Annotated in this window: 17 protein-coding genes; 11 read left to right on the forward strand and 6 right to left on the reverse strand. The window is 62.1% G+C overall.

The features are described from left to right. The first annotated feature begins 43 nt into the window (after positions 1 to 43). From BBF93_RS09150 to rimO, 5 genes are all read left to right on the forward strand, one after another. Complete coding sequence (locus BBF93_RS09150; RefSeq protein WP_035595971.1) at positions 44 to 274, forward strand: BolA/IbaG family iron-sulfur metabolism protein; 231 nt, start codon at positions 44 to 46, stop codon at positions 272 to 274. 78 nt (positions 275 to 352) lie between these two features. Then, positions 353 to 2200 carry a M2 family metallopeptidase gene (locus BBF93_RS09155; protein ID WP_114105705.1) on the forward strand — a complete coding sequence of 616 codons (1848 nt, stop codon included), beginning with the start codon at positions 353 to 355 and terminating at the stop codon, positions 2198 to 2200. Between the two features lie 350 nt (positions 2201 to 2550). After that, positions 2551 to 2886, forward strand: a complete 336-nt coding sequence (grxD, locus tag BBF93_RS09160; RefSeq protein WP_035595968.1) for a Grx4 family monothiol glutaredoxin — start codon at positions 2551 to 2553, stop codon at positions 2884 to 2886. A 91-nt stretch (positions 2887 to 2977) separates the two neighbouring features. Then, positions 2978 to 3937 (forward strand): hypothetical protein, encoded by a 960-nt coding sequence (locus tag BBF93_RS09165; protein ID WP_114105706.1) that lies wholly within the window; start codon positions 2978 to 2980, stop codon positions 3935 to 3937. Positions 3938 to 3995: 58 nt separating this feature from the next. Beyond that, positions 3996 to 5351 carry a 30S ribosomal protein S12 methylthiotransferase RimO gene (rimO, locus tag BBF93_RS09170; RefSeq protein WP_114105707.1) on the forward strand — a complete coding sequence of 452 codons (1356 nt, stop codon included), beginning with the start codon at positions 3996 to 3998 and terminating at the stop codon, positions 5349 to 5351. Here the strand turns inward: rimO and BBF93_RS09175 are convergent. Next, positions 5348 to 6052, reverse strand: coding sequence for a DJ-1/PfpI family protein (locus BBF93_RS09175; RefSeq protein ID WP_114105708.1), 705 nt, complete (start codon positions 6050 to 6052; stop codon positions 5348 to 5350). The genes rimO and BBF93_RS09175 overlap by 4 nt on opposite strands. Positions 6053 to 6119: 67 nt before the next feature. Between BBF93_RS09175 and BBF93_RS09180 the strand changes: the two genes are divergently transcribed. After that, positions 6120 to 7088, forward strand: a complete 969-nt coding sequence (locus BBF93_RS09180) for a GlxA family transcriptional regulator (RefSeq protein ID WP_114105709.1) — start codon at positions 6120 to 6122, stop codon at positions 7086 to 7088. Between the two features lie 96 nt (positions 7089 to 7184). Further along, positions 7185 to 8114: a GIN domain-containing protein gene (locus tag BBF93_RS09185; RefSeq protein WP_114105710.1), complete on the forward strand. Its 930-nt coding sequence runs from the start codon at positions 7185 to 7187 to the stop codon at positions 8112 to 8114. 23 nt (positions 8115 to 8137) lie between these two features. Here the strand turns inward: BBF93_RS09185 and BBF93_RS09190 are convergent, their stop codons facing one another. Together BBF93_RS09190 and rpsD are read right to left on the reverse strand one after the other, a co-directional pair. Further along, positions 8138 to 8962, reverse strand: a complete 825-nt coding sequence (locus tag BBF93_RS09190) for a polyphosphate kinase 2 family protein (RefSeq protein ID WP_035595961.1) — start codon at positions 8960 to 8962, stop codon at positions 8138 to 8140. Between the two features lie 75 nt (positions 8963 to 9037). Beyond that, entirely contained in the window at positions 9038 to 9655 is a 618-nt protein-coding gene (rpsD, locus tag BBF93_RS09195; RefSeq protein ID WP_035595958.1) for a 30S ribosomal protein S4, read from the reverse strand. A gap of 175 nt (positions 9656 to 9830) precedes the next feature. Between rpsD and BBF93_RS09200 the strand changes: the two genes are divergently transcribed. Further along, a complete protein-coding gene (locus tag BBF93_RS09200; RefSeq protein WP_114105711.1) occupies positions 9831 to 10649 on the forward strand; it encodes an SDR family NAD(P)-dependent oxidoreductase in 819 nt (272 codons plus the stop codon). On the opposite strand, the gene BBF93_RS09205 is transcribed toward BBF93_RS09200, so the two are convergent. From BBF93_RS09205 to BBF93_RS09215, 3 genes are all read right to left on the reverse strand, one after another. Next, the gene (locus tag BBF93_RS09205) at positions 10646 to 11113 is read right to left on the reverse strand and encodes a cupin domain-containing protein (RefSeq protein ID WP_035595954.1); all 468 of its coding nucleotides are present in this window, start codon (positions 11111 to 11113) and stop codon (positions 10646 to 10648) included. The two genes, BBF93_RS09200 and BBF93_RS09205, sit on opposite strands and share 4 nt — an antisense overlap. A gap of 16 nt (positions 11114 to 11129) precedes the next feature. Beyond that, on the reverse strand, positions 11130 to 12332 hold the full coding sequence (locus BBF93_RS09210) for a CaiB/BaiF CoA-transferase family protein (protein ID WP_114105712.1): 1203 nt from the start codon (positions 12330 to 12332) through the stop codon (positions 11130 to 11132). 69 nt (positions 12333 to 12401) lie between these two features. Beyond that, positions 12402 to 13274 (reverse strand): GGDEF domain-containing protein, encoded by an 873-nt coding sequence (locus tag BBF93_RS09215; protein ID WP_051612372.1) that lies wholly within the window; start codon positions 13272 to 13274, stop codon positions 12402 to 12404. Between the two features lie 372 nt (positions 13275 to 13646). Between BBF93_RS09215 and groES the strand changes: the two genes are divergently transcribed. From groES to BBF93_RS09230, 3 genes are all read left to right on the forward strand, one after another. Further along, positions 13647 to 13937 (forward strand): co-chaperone GroES, encoded by a 291-nt coding sequence (gene groES / locus BBF93_RS09220; RefSeq protein ID WP_035595950.1) that lies wholly within the window; start codon positions 13647 to 13649, stop codon positions 13935 to 13937. Between the two features lie 54 nt (positions 13938 to 13991). Continuing rightward, entirely contained in the window at positions 13992 to 15632 is a 1641-nt protein-coding gene (groL, locus tag BBF93_RS09225; protein ID WP_035595948.1) for a chaperonin GroEL, read from the forward strand. Between the two features lie 139 nt (positions 15633 to 15771). Beyond that, positions 15772 to 17382, forward strand: a complete 1611-nt coding sequence (locus tag BBF93_RS09230; RefSeq protein ID WP_114105713.1) for an acyl-CoA synthetase — start codon at positions 15772 to 15774, stop codon at positions 17380 to 17382. The last annotated feature ends 6 nt before the right edge of the window (positions 17383 to 17388 follow it).

A 17388-nucleotide genomic window follows, 5' to 3' on the forward strand; every position in this document is an offset into this window, starting at 1 on the left:
CGCCGCATGTGCCTAGTCACCTGAATGACCCCGGAGACCTGCCATGGGCATGAGCCGCGATACGCTGATGAAATACCTGACCGAAGCGTTCCCCGACGCCGAAATCACCCTCACCGACCTCGCCGGCGACGACAATCACTGGCAGGCTGAGATCGTCAGCACCGCTTTTGCCGGGGTGCCCCGCGTCCGCCAGCATCAGATGGTCTATGATGCCCTGAAGGGGGACATGGGCGGTGTTCTTCACGCCCTGGCCCTGAAAACACGGGCGCCCTGAAGCCCGCAACAGAGACAATTGACGTAAGGGCCGGTTCGCGGTCTGCTGCCGCCAGCATTGCCTGGGAGGGCTTCGTCAATGATGCGTCAATTCCTCAAACCTGCCGCCATATCCGCCAGCCTGCTGGCCCTCGCGGCTGCGCTGGCGGCCTGCGGCCCCGCGAAAACGCGGATCGACCCCGCCGCCATCGCGATGGAAGAACGTGCCATCGAGGCCCGCGCCTTCCTCAAGGATGCCGAAAGCCAGATCGCCGCGAAAAGCCATCTGGCCGCCCAGGCCTATTGGGAGCAGGCCACCAACATCACCCCGGAAACCAATGCCGCGGCCGCCCAGCAGGGCGCCGAGATGACCAAGCTGGTCGTCAGCCTCGCCAATGCCTCCAAACGGTTCGATGTGAAGACGCTGCCTCCCGAGGAAGCCCGTAAGATCCAGATCCTGCGCAGCGGCATCACCCTGCCTGCCCCCTCCCGCGAAGGCGCTGCCGAGGAACTCGCCGACATCACGACAAAGCTCGACGCGACCTATTCTACCGGCAAGTTCATGTTCCAGGGCCGCGAGATCGACCTGCTGGAAGCCTCCCGCATCATCGAGAAATCCCGCAACCCGGCCGAGCTGCAGGCCGCCTGGGAGGGCTGGCATTCCATCGCCGCTCCCATGGCGCCGGACTATGCGCGCATGGTCACCATTGCGAATGAAGGCGCCCGCGAGCTGGGCTATCCCAGCCTCGACCAGATGTGGCTGTCTAATTACGACATGAAACCCGCGCAGATGGAGGCTGAGGTCCAGCGCCTGTGGACGCAGGTGGAGCCCCTCTACAAGGAACTGCACTGCTATGCGCGTGGCCGTCTCAACACCTATTATGGCGACGCGGTCCAGCCCGCCACCGGCCCCATCCGCGCAGACCTCCTCGGCAATATGTGGGCCCAGCAATGGTCGGGCGTCTACGACATTCTGAAAACCGACACGCCCAGCCCGGCCTACGATCTCACCACCCGCCTGAACGAGCAGGGCTACACGCCCTTGAAAATGGTTCAGACCGGCGAAGCCTTCTTCACCTCGCTTGGCCTGCAATCGCTCCCGCAAACCTTCTGGGAGCGTTCGATGATCACGAAGCCAGAGGGCCGTGAGGTCGTCTGCCATGCTTCGGCCTGGGATCTCGACGACTATGAAGATGTCCGTATCAAGATGTGTACGCAGGTGAACGCAGAAGACTTCCAGACCGTCCACCACGAACTGGGCCATAACTATTACCAGCTCGCCTACCGCCATCAGGATCACCTCTACAAGAACGGCGCTCATGATGGCTTCCACGAAGCCATCGGAGATTTCATCGCCCTTTCCATCACGCCGGAATATCTCGAACAGCTCGGCCTGATCTCGGCGGCGGAAAAGCCCGGCGCGGAGGCCGACACGGCCTTGCTGCTGCAGACCGCCCTCGACAAGATCGCCTTCCTGCCCTTCGCCCTGTCGGTGGACAGTTGGCGCTGGGGGGTCCTCTCGGGGGAAACCCCGCCGGATCAGTATAACCAGTCGTGGACGGACATTCGCCTGAAGAACCAGGGCATCATCCCGCCCGCGCCCCGCCCGGCTGATGCATTTGATCCGGGTGCGAAATATCACATTCCGGGTAACACGCCTTACCTGCGCTACTTCCTCAGCTTCATCATGCAGTTCCAGTTCCACAAGGCCGCCTGCGAGCAGGCCGGCTGGGAAGGACCGCTCCACCGCTGCTCCATCTATGGCAACAAGGAAGTTGGGCGCCGCTTCGAGGAAATGATGGAAGCCGGCATGTCCCAGCCCTGGCCCGACACGCTGGAAAAATTCACCGGCACCCGCGAAATGGACGGCAGCGCCATCATCGAATACTTCGACCCGCTGATGGTGTATCTGAAGGACCAGAACGCCGGGCAAAGCTGCGGCTGGTAACGGCCGCAAGGTTGGATAGGCCCCCGCCCTATCCAAGGTCCCGGATCGGCCCTGCAGGCCGTCCGGGATGACACCCGGAAAGTGGAACTTATCCAACCGGGTCCCCCACCCACGCAAACTCCATGCATCCTCCCCACAGGAGCCGCGCCGGTATCGTTCGGTTTGGGGGGAGGTCGCCCGAGGATGGGAGCGGCTGGGGCTAACGGCCCACTGCATCTCTAATGACGTTGATCCGGGCAAACCAGCCCAAAACCGGATGGCACCGCCAGTCCGGATACGGCCGCATGTGCCGCCCTCTTGACCCCGCCGCCCCGCCGCCTCACATGAACGAGAAACGCGGAGACACTCTCATGACCGACCAGGCCACCCTCGACGCCATCGACAAGGCCGTCAAAAGCAACGACGTTGTCCTCTTCATGAAGGGCACGCCGACCTTCCCGCAATGCGGCTTCTCCTCGGTCGTGGTCCAGATTCTGGACTATCTCGGCGTCGAATATGTCTCCACCAACGTGCTGGAAGACCAGGCCGTCCGCGAAGGCATCAAGGCCTACACCAACTGGCCGACCATCCCGCAGCTCTACGTGAAGGGCGAGTTCGTCGGCGGCTGCGACATCCTCAAAGAGATGTTCGAAAACGGCGAACTGCGCGACCTGATGGCCGAAAAAGGCATCGAACTGGCCGATTGATGCCCCCGCGCACAAATAATTGCGCGTTCTGCCTGACCTGAATTGAACCGAAATCGCGCCTCTCCTTGTAGGGTCACAAGGAGCCTCCGCGATGTATTTCACTGCCCCCTCCAGCGCGAAACAGGGCGACCGCGTCCTCATCACCGTCAACGGGCTCCCCAACGGAACCGAAACCGTCAAATTCATCGCCGCCGGCAATTCCGGCATTGATATCGTCAATGCCTCAGGCGGCAGCGCGAATTTCATGATCTCTCTGGACCTCTCCGGCACCACGTCCATTGAGGCCATCGCCCAGGACAAGTTCGGCGGCACTCTCGCCAGCGCCAGCCACTCAATCTCGGTCCAAAGCACCGCCTTCGATAGCCGCCGCCTCGGCATGGGCGGCTCTCTCAGCGGCATCACCCAGGCGGTCGTCGGCACCATGACCGACATCATTGCCCAGGGCTATGGTGAGAGCGAACAGGTCGAATTCTCCGCCTCCAACGCCGATATGGGCTGGATGATGCCCCAACCAATCGCCATTGGCGGGTCCGTCGCCGCCTCCGTACGTCTGACAACGGAGGGCCTTGCCACCATCACCGCCACATTCAAGGACAAGCTCGGCAATATTCTGGGCAATGCGTCCCACTCGATCCAGGTCACCGCAGACCCCGCCAAACACTCCGTGTCCACAGGCCCTCGCCTCGGTATGGGAGGCTCTCTCAGCGGCATCACCGAAGCCATTGTTGGCGCGATGGCTGACATTCAGGCCACTGGCTATGGAGAAACCACACAGGTGGAGTTCTCCGCCTCCAACGCCGAAATGGGCTGGATGATGCCGGCACGGATATCGCCCGGCGGCTCCACCAGCGCCTCCGTCAAACTGACCGCCGAAGGCGTCGCCACCGTGTTTGCCACTTTCAAGGACAGTCTCGGCACGATTCTGGGCCAGGCCCAGCACTCCATCCGTGTCACGGCAGACCCCGCCCGTAATCAGGGGCCAACAGATATGGCAAGCCTGATGAACGCCCGCGCTGCAGAGATCATGAAACGCATGGGCAACAAGTCCTGATCGAAGCCCAGTGCGGCAATGCCTTCCCTGAAACGCTGTTTCGCGATAGCAGGGCGCCATGACGCTCAATCTCGACCGCCCCGCGCCGCTGCGCCCGAAGACCCAGCCGAAAGTCGGCATCGTATCGCTTGGCTGCCCCAAGGCGCTGGTCGATTCCGAACGCATCATCACCCGCCTGCGGGCCGAAGGCTACCAGATCGCCCCCGATTATGCGGGCGCAGACCTCGTGCTCGTCAACACGTGCGGCTTCCTCGACTCTGCCCGCGATGAAAGCCTTTCGGCCATCGGCGAAGCCATCGAAGCCAACGGCCGTGTCATTGTCACCGGCTGCCTCGGCGCGGAGCCCGAAGTGATCGAGAAGGCCCACCCCAAGGTGCTCGCCGTCACCGGCCCGCACCAGTATGAGGCGGTGATGGAGGCGGTCCACACCCACCTCACCCCGCCGCACAATCCGCATCTGGATCTCGTGCCGGAAAGCGGCCTGCGGCTCACGCCCCGCCACTACGCCTATCTGAAAATCTCCGAAGGCTGCAACAATCGCTGCAGCTTCTGCATCATCCCGAAACTGCGCGGCGATCTCGTCTCCCGCCCCATCCATCATGTGCTGATGGAGGCGGAAAAGCTGGTGGCCGCCGGCGTGAAGGAACTCCTGGTCATCAGCCAGGACACCTCCGCCTACGGATTGGACATCAAATACAAGCCGGAAACCTGGCGCGGCAGCGAATATCAGACCCGCTTCCTCGATCTCGCCAAGGGCCTCGGCAGCCTCGGCGTCTGGACACGGATGCACTATGTCTACCCCTACCCCCACGTGGATAACGTCATCCCGCTGATGGCTGACGGCTTGATCACGCCCTATCTCGACATCCCGTTCCAGCATGCCTCCGCCAACGTCCTCAAAGCCATGAAGCGCCCCGGCAATCAGGACAAGGTATTGAGCCGCATCCAGAAATGGCGCGAACTGGTGCCAGACCTCGCGATCCGCTCCACATTCATTGTCGGCTTCCCCGGTGAGACCGAAGAAGACTTCCAGATCCTGCTGGACTTCATCCGTGAAGCTAAGATCGACCGGGCTGGCTGTTTCAAATACGAAAACGTCGCCCATGCCGAAAGCGGCAAGCTGGCAGGTCACGTTCCCGAAGAGGTGAAGGAAGATCGCTGGCACCGCTTCATGGCAGCCCAGGCAGAAGTCTCCGCCGCCCGCGCCGAAGCGCAGGTCGGTCGCACGCTGGACGTCATCATCGATGGCCCCGGCGAAGAGGCCAGCGAGATGATCGCCCGCACGCAGGCCGACGCCCCGGAAGTTGACGCCGTGGTCTATCTGGAAAATGCCAGCCATTTGAAAGCAGGCGACATCATCCGCGCAGAGATCACCGGCGCCGACGATTACGACCTTTACGGCACGCCTGCCTAGGCGTTGATGCGAGTTCGCATCCGGGCGCCTGCCTCCTGCGCCTCGGCCACGCGCCGCGCCATCGCGCCATCCATGGTTCCAGCGACCCTGGCCAGGGTCTCGCCGTCAGCCAGTTCCGGGCGCCCGCCCCTGAAAGGCGGCGCGGGCGCATATTCCAGGCCCAGCGTCAGCGCCTTGGCATAGGCCTCGCCCGCAATCTCGGCCATCATGGTGAAGGCAAAGTCGATGCCCGCCGTCACGCCGCCGCCCGTGAACACATTGCCATCGCGCACCACGCGCCCCTCATCCGGGATCGCGTCGAACTCCGGTAACAGGCCCCGCCAGGCCCAGTGGCAGGCCGCGCGCTTGCCCTGCAGCAATCCTGCAGCCCCCAGGATCAGCGACCCGGTGCAGACAGACGTGATATATTTGGCCCCCAGCGCCAGGCGGCGAACTTCGGACACAAACGCCTCGTCCAGCGCAACCGTCGTAGCGGTCATCCCGCCGGGCACGCAGATCAGATCGCACCGCTCAATGTCGGATAACTTCCGTGTGCGGCCGATGACAAGCCCGCCTTCCGCCACTATTTCCCCGCCCTCGCGGCTGGCGATGATCGTCTCTGCCCCCGGTAACCGGCACAGCACCTGATGCGGACCGGTGAAATCAAGGTGCGTAAGGTCGGGGTAAATCGCGAAAACAGTTGTGAAGCGTTTCTGGCTCATCGGCGGCCTCCTTGCTGACAGGGCTTTTGTGGCGTAAAGCGAGCTTGGCAGAAAGGACAATGTTCCCATGATTTCAGCCAACCGCTCGGCCCGCGCCATCGGCATTCTGATTTTCGATGGATTCCAGCTGCTAGACGCCGCTGGCCCGATCAGCGTGTTCGAAATGCCCTCGCGCGGCCTGTCGCCGGCGCCCTACAGCCTGACGGTCTATTCGCTGACGGGCGGCGCGGTGCGCGCGTCCTCCGGCGTGCAGATGCATTCGGAAAAACTTCCCGCAGGCCTCACCCTGGATACGCTGATCGTCTCCGGCGGCGAAGGTACGCGCGCCGCAATGGCAGACGCCGCCATGTTGAGCGCCATTCGCGATCTCTCAGACCGCACGCGGCGGACCTGCTCGGTCTGCTCCGGCTCCTTCCTGCTCGCCGCCGCCGGCCTGCTGGATGGGCGCCGCGCCACAACCCATTGGCGCCGCTCGGAAGGTTTCCAGCGGCTGTTTCCGGCCATCAAACTCGATGCGGACCGCATCTATGTGCGTGATGGAAAATACTGGACCTCGGCCGGCATTACGGCAGGCATCGATCTTTCTCTGGCGCTTGTCGCCGATGACCTTGGCGATGACGCCGCCCAGGCCGCCGCGCGGGAACTCGTGGTCCACCATCGCCGCCATGGCGGCCAGTCGCAGTTTTCCGTGATGCAGGACCTGAAACTGGCATCCGGCAGGTTTGATGCCCTGATCGGCTGGATACGGACGAACCTGGCAGACGACATCAATGTCGAGACCATGGCCGAAAGGGCCGGGATGAGCGCCCGCAACTTCGCGCGCGTCTTCCGCGCCGAAACGGGTACAACGCCGGCAAGGCTGGTGGAGAAGCTGCGCCTGGAAGCAGCCCGCCAATACGCCGAAACAACGGCGCTCTCTATCCAGCAAGTGGCGGAAAAGACCGGATTTTCCGATCCGGAAAGAATGCGCGTGGCCTTCGTGAAGGCCTATGGCCAACCCCCTATGGTCCTGAGACGTCAGCGGCAGGCCTCCTGAAAAATCGGATAATTATCGAAAAACAACGATTGACATATCGTATTTCGATAATCCATATGGTCTTCAACACGCTTCTAGCCCCCAAAGGAGGCCCCTATGCTGAAAACCATGACTGCGACGGCAATGATTGCCCTGCTCGCTTCCCCCCTCGCCTCCGCCGACACCAAGACCGTCAATGTCGGCGCTTTCGACCAGATTGAAGCCAAAGGCGCCATGAACGTCATCTACACCGCCGGCCCCGGCATCTCCGTGGTGATCGAAACTGACGGGAACGACTTCTCCGACGCCCAAGTGTCCGTAGACGGAGATACCCTCGTCATCACGCGCGTCAGCATCGATAAAAAGGGCATCTTCGGCAGTGGCGGCAATGTCCGGGTATCCGACGGCGGAAAAACCGTGCGCGTGAACGGCAAGAAAGTTCCCTATTACACCGTTCGCGTCACCAGCCCGAACCTGGAAGGCATCAAGGTTGCCCAATCTTCGACCGCCAACGCCAGCGGCATTGATGCGGCCTCATTCGAGGCCCGCACGTCTTCTTCCGGCAACCTCACCCTGTCCGGCCGCGCGGCCAGTGCCAAGATCGACGTCTCCTCTTCGGGCGACATTGAAGCGGGCGCATTTGAAGCCGGCACACTGGACCTCAGCGCCTCATCCTCCGGCGAAGTGAACGCCCTCGTGACAGGCACGGGCCCGACGAAGGTGTCGGCCTCCTCCTCCGGTGAAATCACTCTCCGCTCGCTTCGGGCAGCACAGTTCGACATCAGCGCCTCCAGCGGCGCCGATGTGGAAGCGGCCGGCGCCTGCGCCAGCGTCAGCATCAAGGCCTCCTCCGGCGCGGATGTCGATGCGGCCAAGCTGACATGCGAAACGGCAACCGTCAGCGCGTCGAGCGGCGCGGATGTCGATGCCTTCGCCTCGGTCTCCGCCAGTGCAAGCGCCTCAAGCGGCGCAGACATCTCGTTCGAAGGCCGCCCCGCGCAGCAGGATGTGAACAAATCCAGCGGCGGCGACGTGACCTTCAGATAACGGTCACGCCCCACCAGGGCCCGTCAGATATCGTAGGACCCCGGATCATGTCCGGGGTCTTTCCATTTGAGGTCCATATCTTCCAGCGCCCCGCGCACCAGACGGGCGATCATGGCATTGCGGCGCGTACGGCTGTCTGCCGGAATAACATACCAGGGCGCATGCCGCGTTGAGCAGCGGCTGACAGCGGTTTCATAGGCGCCCATGAATTGCGGCCAGAGGGACCGGTCGTCCAGGTCACCGGGATTGAACTTCCACAGCTTGTGCGGCTCCATCAGCCGCTCCTTGAGGCGGATGCCCTGCTCCGCATAGCCGATGTTCAGCATGCATTTGACGATGGTATAGCCGTTCTCGGTCAGGTGCTTCTCGAAGGCGTTGATCTGGTCATAGCGCTGCTCGATGGCTTCCGGCGGCGCAAAGCCGCGCACCTTGGCCACCAGCACATCCTCATAGTGCGAGCGGTCAAAGATACCGACATGCCCCCGGCGCGGCACGGCATTATGGACGCGCCAGAGATAGTCGCGGGCCAGTTCCTCGCCGCTCGGCGCCTTGAAGGCCTTCACCTCCATGCCCAGCGGCGTGGTGTCGGCGAACACAGATTTTATGGTGCCGGACTTGCCCGCCGTATCCATGCCCTGCAGCACCACCAGCAAGGCGCGGCGGCCCTCGGCATAGAGCATGTCCTTCATCTCGTTGATGCAGGCGGCGTCCTTCTTCAGGCTGGTCTCTGCCTCCTCCTTGTTGGGAAACAGCTCCCTGTCAGCCGTTGGCCGCTCATTCAGCGCGAACGGCTTGCCCGGGCGCGCGATCAGGGACTTGCGGACGGCAGCAATCGAAGGAATGGCCAAGAGGATCTCCCGGAAAATGAAAAGGCCGCACCAGTCTGGCGCGGCCTTCCCGAAAGTTCAAGAAATACAGGTGTCTTACGACGAGTAGAACTCGACCACCTGGGCCGGTTCCATTTTCACCGGATACGGCACGTCGGCCAGAGCCGGAACGCGCTTGTAAGTGGCGGTCATCGCTTTGGGGTCGACTTCCACATACTCCGGAATGTCACGCTCGGGGCTGCCGAGGGCTTCGAGCACCAGAGCCAGGTTACGCGACTTCTCGCGGACCTGAACCACATCGCCCGGCTTCAGGCGGGCAGAGCCGATATTGCAGCGGCGGCCGTTCACCATCACGTGACCGTGGTTGATGAACTGACGTGCTGCGAACACCGTCGGAACGAACTTGGCGCGGTAGACAACCGCGTCGAGACGCGATTCCAGCAGGCCAATCAGATTCTCAGCCGAGTTGCCCTTCATACGGGCAGCTTCGACGTAGGTTTTCGCGAACTGCTTCTCGGTGATGTCGCCGTAGTAAGCCTTCAGCTTCTGCTTCGCCATGAGCTGCATACCAAAGTCGGAGACCTTGTTACGGCGGTTCTGGCCGTGTTGGCCCGGCTTGTAGTTGCGCTTGTTGAAGGGAGACTTGGGGCGGCCCCAGATGTTTTCACCGACCCGGCGGTCGATCTTGTATTTCGCACTATGGCGACGAGACATATCAATGTCCTCTCACTCGACGCGGGCCGGTGGGCTAATGCTCAAGTATAAAGAGCCCACGATTACAACGGCGGCACCGCATCACCCCGTCATGAAGCGGCGGGTAAAACACCAATAATCCTCTCGCGTCAAGCGCAGCGGCTGCTAGTGTCCGCCGCAAAACAGGGAGGAATCAATGGCATCAGTTAAATGTAAGGTGGCCATCGTCACAGGCGCAGCCAGCGGCATTGGCCGTTCCGCAGCGTTAATTCTGGCGCGTGAAGGCGCCGCAGTGATGGCAACTGACCTGGATGGCGCAGGCGCCAAGGCAGTGGCAAACGAGATCACCAAAGCTGGCGGCAAGGCCGCCTCCTGCCAGCAGGATGTGGTGGACGAAGCGGTCTGGGACAGCGTGTTTGCTGACACCAGGAACCTGCTCGGCACGCCATCCATCCTCGTCAACAACGCCGGGATCGCGATTGGCGGGGCCATCATGACCTATACCCTGGCCGATTTGCGCAACCAGATGGAGGTCAACACCGACAGCGTGTTCCTGGGCACCCGCGCTGCCATGCGCACGATGAAGGATACCGGCGGCTCGATCATCAACATCTCTTCCGTGGCTGGCCTGCGCGGAGCCTCAGGCGCCAGCGCCTATTGCGCCTCCAAGGGCGCTGTGCGGCTTTTCACCAAGGCAGCGGCCATGGAATGCGCCCAGCTTGGCCTCAAGATCCGGGTGAACTCGGTTCATCCCGGCATCATCGACACGCCGATCTGGCAGAAATCCCTGACCCGCATGACCGAGACGATGCAGAAGGAACAATCCGCGGCCATCACCGCCGCCTTTGGAGGCAATGGGCTGGACCCGGCCATTATTGCCGCCGGCAGCGCGCCGATGGGGCGCCCCGGCACGCCGGACGAAGTGGCTGAACTGATCCTGTTCCTGGCGTCGGATGCGTCCAGCTACATCACCGGCCAGGAGCATGTCGTCGATGGGGGCCTGACCGCGCGCTAGTAAGGCGTGCCATCCTTGCGGGTGTAGCGCGGTGGGGCATCTTCATACCGGCCGGTGTGCAAGTGCATGTCGATGTCGGGATAGTTGCACTCGTCGCGGTTGTCGCGGGAGCCGGCGATGAGCAGCTTCGCCGGCTGATCGCTTTCGTTGATGAAATGGTGCCCGTCACCAGACCCAGCCGCAAACCCGGCACAGTCACCGGCGCGCATCACTTCCCGTCCGGCATCGGTAATCATCACGACCTCGCCCTCCAGCACCCAGACGAACTCGTCTTCATGCGTGTGCCAGTGGCGCTGGGACGACCAGACACCGGGATCGAGCGTCAGCAGGTTCACACCGAACTGGGTGAGCCCGGCTGCATTGCCGAGCGCCCGCCAGCGGCGCTGCGCGCAGGGCACACCATGCGGAGAAGGATACCGCGTTCCTTGGCCTTCGGGAGCATTGGAGATGTCGATCTTCGGCATGACGGGCCCTCTTTTCTCAGACTATTCCGCTGGCGCGCAACTTGGCGACCTGTGCAGGCGAGAGATCCAGCAGCTCTGTCAGCACCTCTTCCGTATGCTGACCGATGGAGTCAGGCCCCGCCCAGCGGATTTGGCCCGGCGTGGCTGAAAGCTTCGGGAATACATTCTGCTGGCGCATGCCCGGCCAGCGCTGGCTTGGCACTTCGGTGAGGGACTGGCGCGCAGCATAGTGGGGATCAGACAGCATGTCCGCGGCGCGGTAAACCTTGCCGACGGGCACGCCATTCTCGATCATGATCTGCTCAATCTCGTCAATAGGGCGCGTGGACGCCCAGGCCTGGATCAGATCATCCAGCTGCTGCTGATTGCGGCCGCGGGCGACATGCGTCTTGTAATCGGGATGGTCCTTCAGCTCCGGCCGGCCAATGGCAACGCAGAGGCGGGCGAACACCGTGTCCTGATTGGCAGCCACGATCACCATGCCGTCGCTGCCCTCATAGATGTTTGAGGGGGCAATGTTGGGCAGGATCGAGCCGGAGCGCTCGCGCGTGTATCCTTCGAACTGATATTCGGGAACGAGGGCCTCCATCACCGAGAGCACGGACTCGTAGATCGTCGCGTCGATCATCTGCCCTTCCCCCGTCTTCTCACGGTGATGCAGCGCGGCAAGCGCGCCAAGCGCTGCGTAGAGGCCCGCGAGGCTATCCCCCAGCGAGATGCCCGCGCGTGACGGGCGCCGGTCTGCCTCGCCCATCACATAGCGCAGCCCGCCCATCGCCTCGCCCACCGAAGCATAGCCCGCCCGGGAGGCATAAGGACCGGTCTGCCCATAGCCCGATACCCGGATCATGATCAGGCGCGGATTGATCTTCCGAAGGTCTTCATACCCCAGCCCCCACTTCTCCAGTGTGCCGGGGCGGAAATTCTCCAGCAGAAAGTCCGCCTGCGCCACAAGCTGGCGGACAATGTCCTGGCCTTCCTTCTCGCGCAGGTTCGCCGTGATGCAGCGCTTTCCGCGCGCAACCACCGACCACCAGAGGGGAAAGCCTTCCCGGCCCCAGTCGCGCAGCGGGTCGCCCTGGCCAGGCGGCTCCACCTTGATCACATCGGCGCCCATATCGGCAAAAATCTGTCCGCAGAAGGGCCCGGCGATCAGCTGGCCAAGTTCGATGACCCGCAGGTCCGTGAGCGGACCCGTACGGGGCTGCGATGATACCATGACATGTCTCCCGGATGCGGCCTGTTTCCAATCAGGAAATCAGGCATGCGGCAAGCCAGGGACAGATTATCAGGTGCCAACTTGCCGGGTAGGTTCGCTCGCGCTGTCGTTGGCGTGTGGTATACTCAGTCCCTCGCGCTGCCCGCGAGAACCGAACCGGCGGCGTATCGGAAGCGTCGTCACGATCGGCGCAGCCTCGCCTTCCGGAACGTCGCGGCAGAGCACCTTGTTCCTGCCGAGGCGTTTGACCTCGTAGAGGGCCCCATCCGCGCACTCGATGGCGGCATTCAACGGCGTTTCCGGCGCCATCATGCAAAGCCCGAAGCTGGCAGTAACCGACACTTCCTTGCCGGAAATCTCGATCACCGTCTCTTCGATGCGGCGGCGCAGACGTTCGCACACCAGCATCGCCTGCTCCCGGCTGACACTGCTGAGCAGAACAACGAACTCTTCCCCGCCCCAGCGGCCAAGGCGATCAAAAGGCCCGCGCAACTCGGAATGGGCAATGGCCGCAATTTCCTTCAATACCAGGTCACCCCCGGTATGGCCGTGGAGATCGTTCACCTCCTTGAAATGGTCGAGGTCGATCAGAACAATCGCAGCATTTTCCTTGGTGCGCCGCATCCGTGAGCGCTCTTCCTCGGCCGAATGCACGAAGAAACGGCGGTTCAGAAGGCCGGTCAGCGCATCGGTCCACGCCATTTCTTCAAGCCGGCGCTGATAGGCGCGCATATGGAAATCATGCAGCGAGGCGATGATCGCCGTCGGCAGCGCAACACAGCCGGAAACAAACAGGTTCAGACGAATATAAGCCCCGATATCGGCGGGCAGGCCCATCTTGTAAAAGAGCAGAGACACGCTGAACGACAGAGACAGGGCCGTTGCCGCCACAAGCACAAAGAAATTCACGGCGCTCCAGACGTCACGGCGGGAAAATGTCATGGATACCGGCTCCTGCGGACTTACCAATGCAAATCTATCGCAGGAGTTTTGAATTCGCGCTTTCACCGGACCATCAGTTGAGCAAAGCCGCGAAATTCAAAATTTACCAATGACATAGCGAAAACGCCCTGCGGCGGAGGCTGCAGAGCGATCAAAAGAGGCTGCCGGAGGCGATGGCGCCCATCCCCAGTACGCGCGTGGTCAGAAAAGGTTCATTTCGTCCCTGTTGACGACGGCAACGGGATTCCCTATCTCCGCCGCATCGTTAGCAGTCGGCTCGGGCGAGTGCTAACGATGCGCGCTTAACGCTGCGCTGGCGGAGGCCCCGTCACCTTATTCACCCGAGGAAGCTTTGATCGAAGAGGCACTGCAATGAAACTTCGTCCCCTCCACGACCGCGTTGTCGTGCGCCGCGTGAAAGAAGAAGAAAAAACCAAAGGCGGGATCATCATCCCTGATAACGCCAAGGAAAAGCCGCAGGAAGGCATCGTGGTTGCTGTCGGCAACGGCGCCATCGGCGACGACAATGAGCGCGTTCCGCTCGACGTCAAGAAAGGCGACCGCGTCCTGTTCGGCAAATGGTCCGGCACCGAAGTGAAGATCGACGGTGAAGACCTGCTGATCATGAAGGAAAGCGACATCATGGGCGTTCTGGACAAGTAAGTCCGCCCCAACCTGTCCTTCTGAACCCCAGACATAACACAAGAGGTAACTCACATGGCTGCAAAACACGTTGTTTTCGGCGCCGATGCCCGCGAGAAAATGCTCCGCGGCGTCGACATCCTCGCCAACGCAGTGAAAGTCACGCTCGGCCCGAAAGGCCGTAACGTGGTCATCGAAAAGTCTTTCGGCGCTCCGCGCACCACGAAAGACGGCGTCACCGTGGCGAAAGAGATCGAGCTGGAAGACAAGCTCGAGAATATGGGCGCCCAGATGCTGCGCGAAGTGGCATCGAAAGCCAACGACACCGCAGGTGACGGCACCACGACCGCAACGGTTCTGGCCCAGGCCATCGTCCGCGAAGGCATGAAGCGCGTTGCTGCCGGCATGAACCCGATGGACCTGAAGCGCGGCATCGACAAAGCCGTCGCTGAAGTCATCTCCGACCTCGCTCACCACTCCAAGAAGGTGAAGACGAACGAAGAGATCTCCCAGGTCGGCACCATCTCCGCCAACGGCGAGACCGAAATCGGCCAGATGATCGCTGAAGCCATGGCGAAAGTCGGCAATGAAGGCGTCATCACGGTTGAAGAAGCCAAAGCGCTCGAAACCGAACTCGACGTTGTCGAGGGCATGCAGTTCGACCGCGGCTATATCAGCCCCTACTTCATCACCAACCCGGACAAGATGATCGTCGAACTCGACGACGTCCTGATCCTGCTTCACGAAGCCAAGCTGTCGAGCCTTCAGCCGCTGCTCCCGATCCTCGAATCGGTTGTCCAGTCGCAGAAGCCGCTCCTCATCATCGCTGAAGACGTTGATGGCGAAGCGCTCGCCACCCTCGTCGTCAACAAGCTGCGCGGCGGCCTGAAAATCGCTGCCGTCAAAGCCCCTGGCTTCGGCGACCGCCGCAAGGCCATGCTGCAGGACATCGCTGTCCTCACCGGCGGCCAGGTCATCTCCGAAGACCTCGGCATCAAGCTTGAGAACGTCGGCATGGAAATGCTCGGCAAAGCCAAGCGCGTGTCGATCGACAAGGACAACACCACTATCGTCGATGGCGCTGGCAAGAAGAAAGAAATCGAAGCTCGCGTTTCGCAGATCCGCAAGCAGATCGAAGACACTTCTTCCGACTATGACCGTGAGAAACTGCAAGAGCGTCTGGCGAAACTCGCTGGCGGTGTTGCGGTGATCAAGGTTGGCGGCGCAACCGAAGTGGAAGTGAAAGAGCGTAAGGACCGCGTCGACGACGCCCTGAACGCAACCCGCGCTGCTGTTGAAGAAGGCATCGTTCCTGGCGGCGGCACCGCGCTCCTGCGCGCTTCGCGTCACATTGATGTTGTCGGCGCCAACGAAGACGAAAAAGCCGGCATCGACATCGTCCGCAAGGCCTTGGAAGCTCCGGCTCGCCAGATCGCCGAGAACGCAGGCGTTGAAGGTTCGGTGGTCGTCAACACGATCGTCAACAACAAGTCGCGCTCCTACGGCTTCAACGCCCAGACCGAAGAGTATGGTGACCTCGTCCAGATGGGCGTCATCGACCCGGTGAAGGTTGTCCGCTCGGCTCTGCAGAACGCTGCCTCGGTGGCTGGCCTGCTGATCACGACGGAAGCCGGTATCACCGAAGCTCCGAAGAAAGAGTCTGCTGGCGGCGGCATGCCGGGCGGCATGGGTGGCATGGGCGGTATGGACTTCTAAGTCCTTCCCCTTCGCGTCCCAGCGAAGACATCAGGCAGCCCTCCGGAGCGATCCGGGGGGCTGTTTACTTTGGGTCATGATTGCAGGCGCGCCGCCGCCTCCTTAGCATCACCAAAAAACAATGCTGCGGAGGAAACGGATGGACTGGAATTTCGGTGACATGCTCGATGCCGTGGGTGCGGCGCTCGGGCCAGATGACCTTGCCCTCGCCCATGGCGACCGCCGCATCTACTGGCCGGACTTTACCGCCCGGACCAACCGCCTGGCGCGCGCTCTGCTCAGCCTCGGCGCCGCACGCGGCGACAAGGCCGGCTTCTACATGCGCAACCAGCCCGAATACATGGAGGCGATGGCCGCCTGCTTCAAAGCCAGCCTCTCCCCGGTCAACGTCAACTACCGTTATCTGGACGATGAACTCGTCTACATCATCGACAATTCGGACTCGACAGTGGTGTTCTTCGACGCCGAGTTTCTGGCCGAAGTGGAGCGCGTGCGCGCCCGTCTGCCCCGCGTCACTGCCTGGGTGCAGATCGGTGGCGAGACAGTCGCTCCGTTCGCTCACGGATATGAGGCAATGGCCACTGAGGGCGACCCCTCCCCGCTGAAGGGCGAACGCTCAGGCGACGAGATTTTCCTGCTCTATACAGGCGGCACAACCGGTCTGCCAAAGGGCGTGATGTGGACGCATAACATCTGGCGCGAGGCCAGCATGGAAGGCGTCCGCAAGCTCGGCGGCGCGGTGCCCGAAACCATGGAAGAGCATGTCCAGAACGCGCTCACCGTGGGCCGTTTCTCCAGGCAGGTGCCCGCCTGCCCGCTGATGCACGGCACCGGCTGGTTCACGGCCATGGGCGCCATGCTGAATGGCGGCGCCGTTGTGACGCTGTCGGAGAAAACCAAATTCAGCCCGGAAAACCTCTGGGATACGGTTCACGCCAATGGCGTCACCTCCATGGCCATTGTGGGCGACGCTTTTGCAAAGCCGATGCTGCAGACGCTGGAAGAAAATCCCGGGCGCTGGAACCTTTCCAGCGTGCTGGCCATCATTTCTTCCGGCGTGATGTGGAGCGCGGAGGTGAAGCATGGCCTGCTCAAACACATGCCGCAGGCGGCGCTGAACGACAGCTTCGGCGCCTCTGAAGCTGTCGGCTTCGGCAGCTCCGTCACCACCGCCGATGGCGGCACACAGACTTCCAAATTCGAAATCGGCCCAAGCTGCAAGGTCTTCACGGAGGACGACCGCGAAGTGCAACCCGGCAGCGGCGAGCCCGGCTTCATCGCGCGCGGCGGCGCCGTGCCGCTGGGATACTACAAGGATCCGGAAAAAACGGCACGCACCTACAAGACCATCAACGGCATGCGCTACGCCATCCCTGGCGACTGGTGCACCGTCGAGAAGGACGGCACCATCACCCTGCTCGGCCGCGGCTCCAACTGCATCAATACGGCTGGCGAAAAAGTCTACCCCGAAGAGGTGGAGGAAGCGCTGAAATCCCACGCGGCCGTTACCGACGCGCTGGTCGTTGGCGTCCCGGATGACAAATGGGGACAAGCCGTGACCGCCGTGGTCTCGCTGAAAGGCAGCGCCACCGAAGACGAACTGCGCGCTTTCGTGCAGTCTAGGATCGCCCGCTACAAGGCGCCCAAACGTATTCTGTTCAAGGACAATCTGGGCCGCGCGCCCAATGGCAAGGCAGACTACAAATCCATCAAGGCATTCGCGCTGCAGGAACTGGGCCTTCCGGGCTGAAGCAGC

The sequence above is a fragment of the Hyphomonas sp. CACIAM 19H1 genome (assembly GCF_003325995.1).
GTDB classification, from domain to species: domain Bacteria; phylum Pseudomonadota; class Alphaproteobacteria; order Caulobacterales; family Hyphomonadaceae; genus Hyphomonas; species Hyphomonas polymorpha.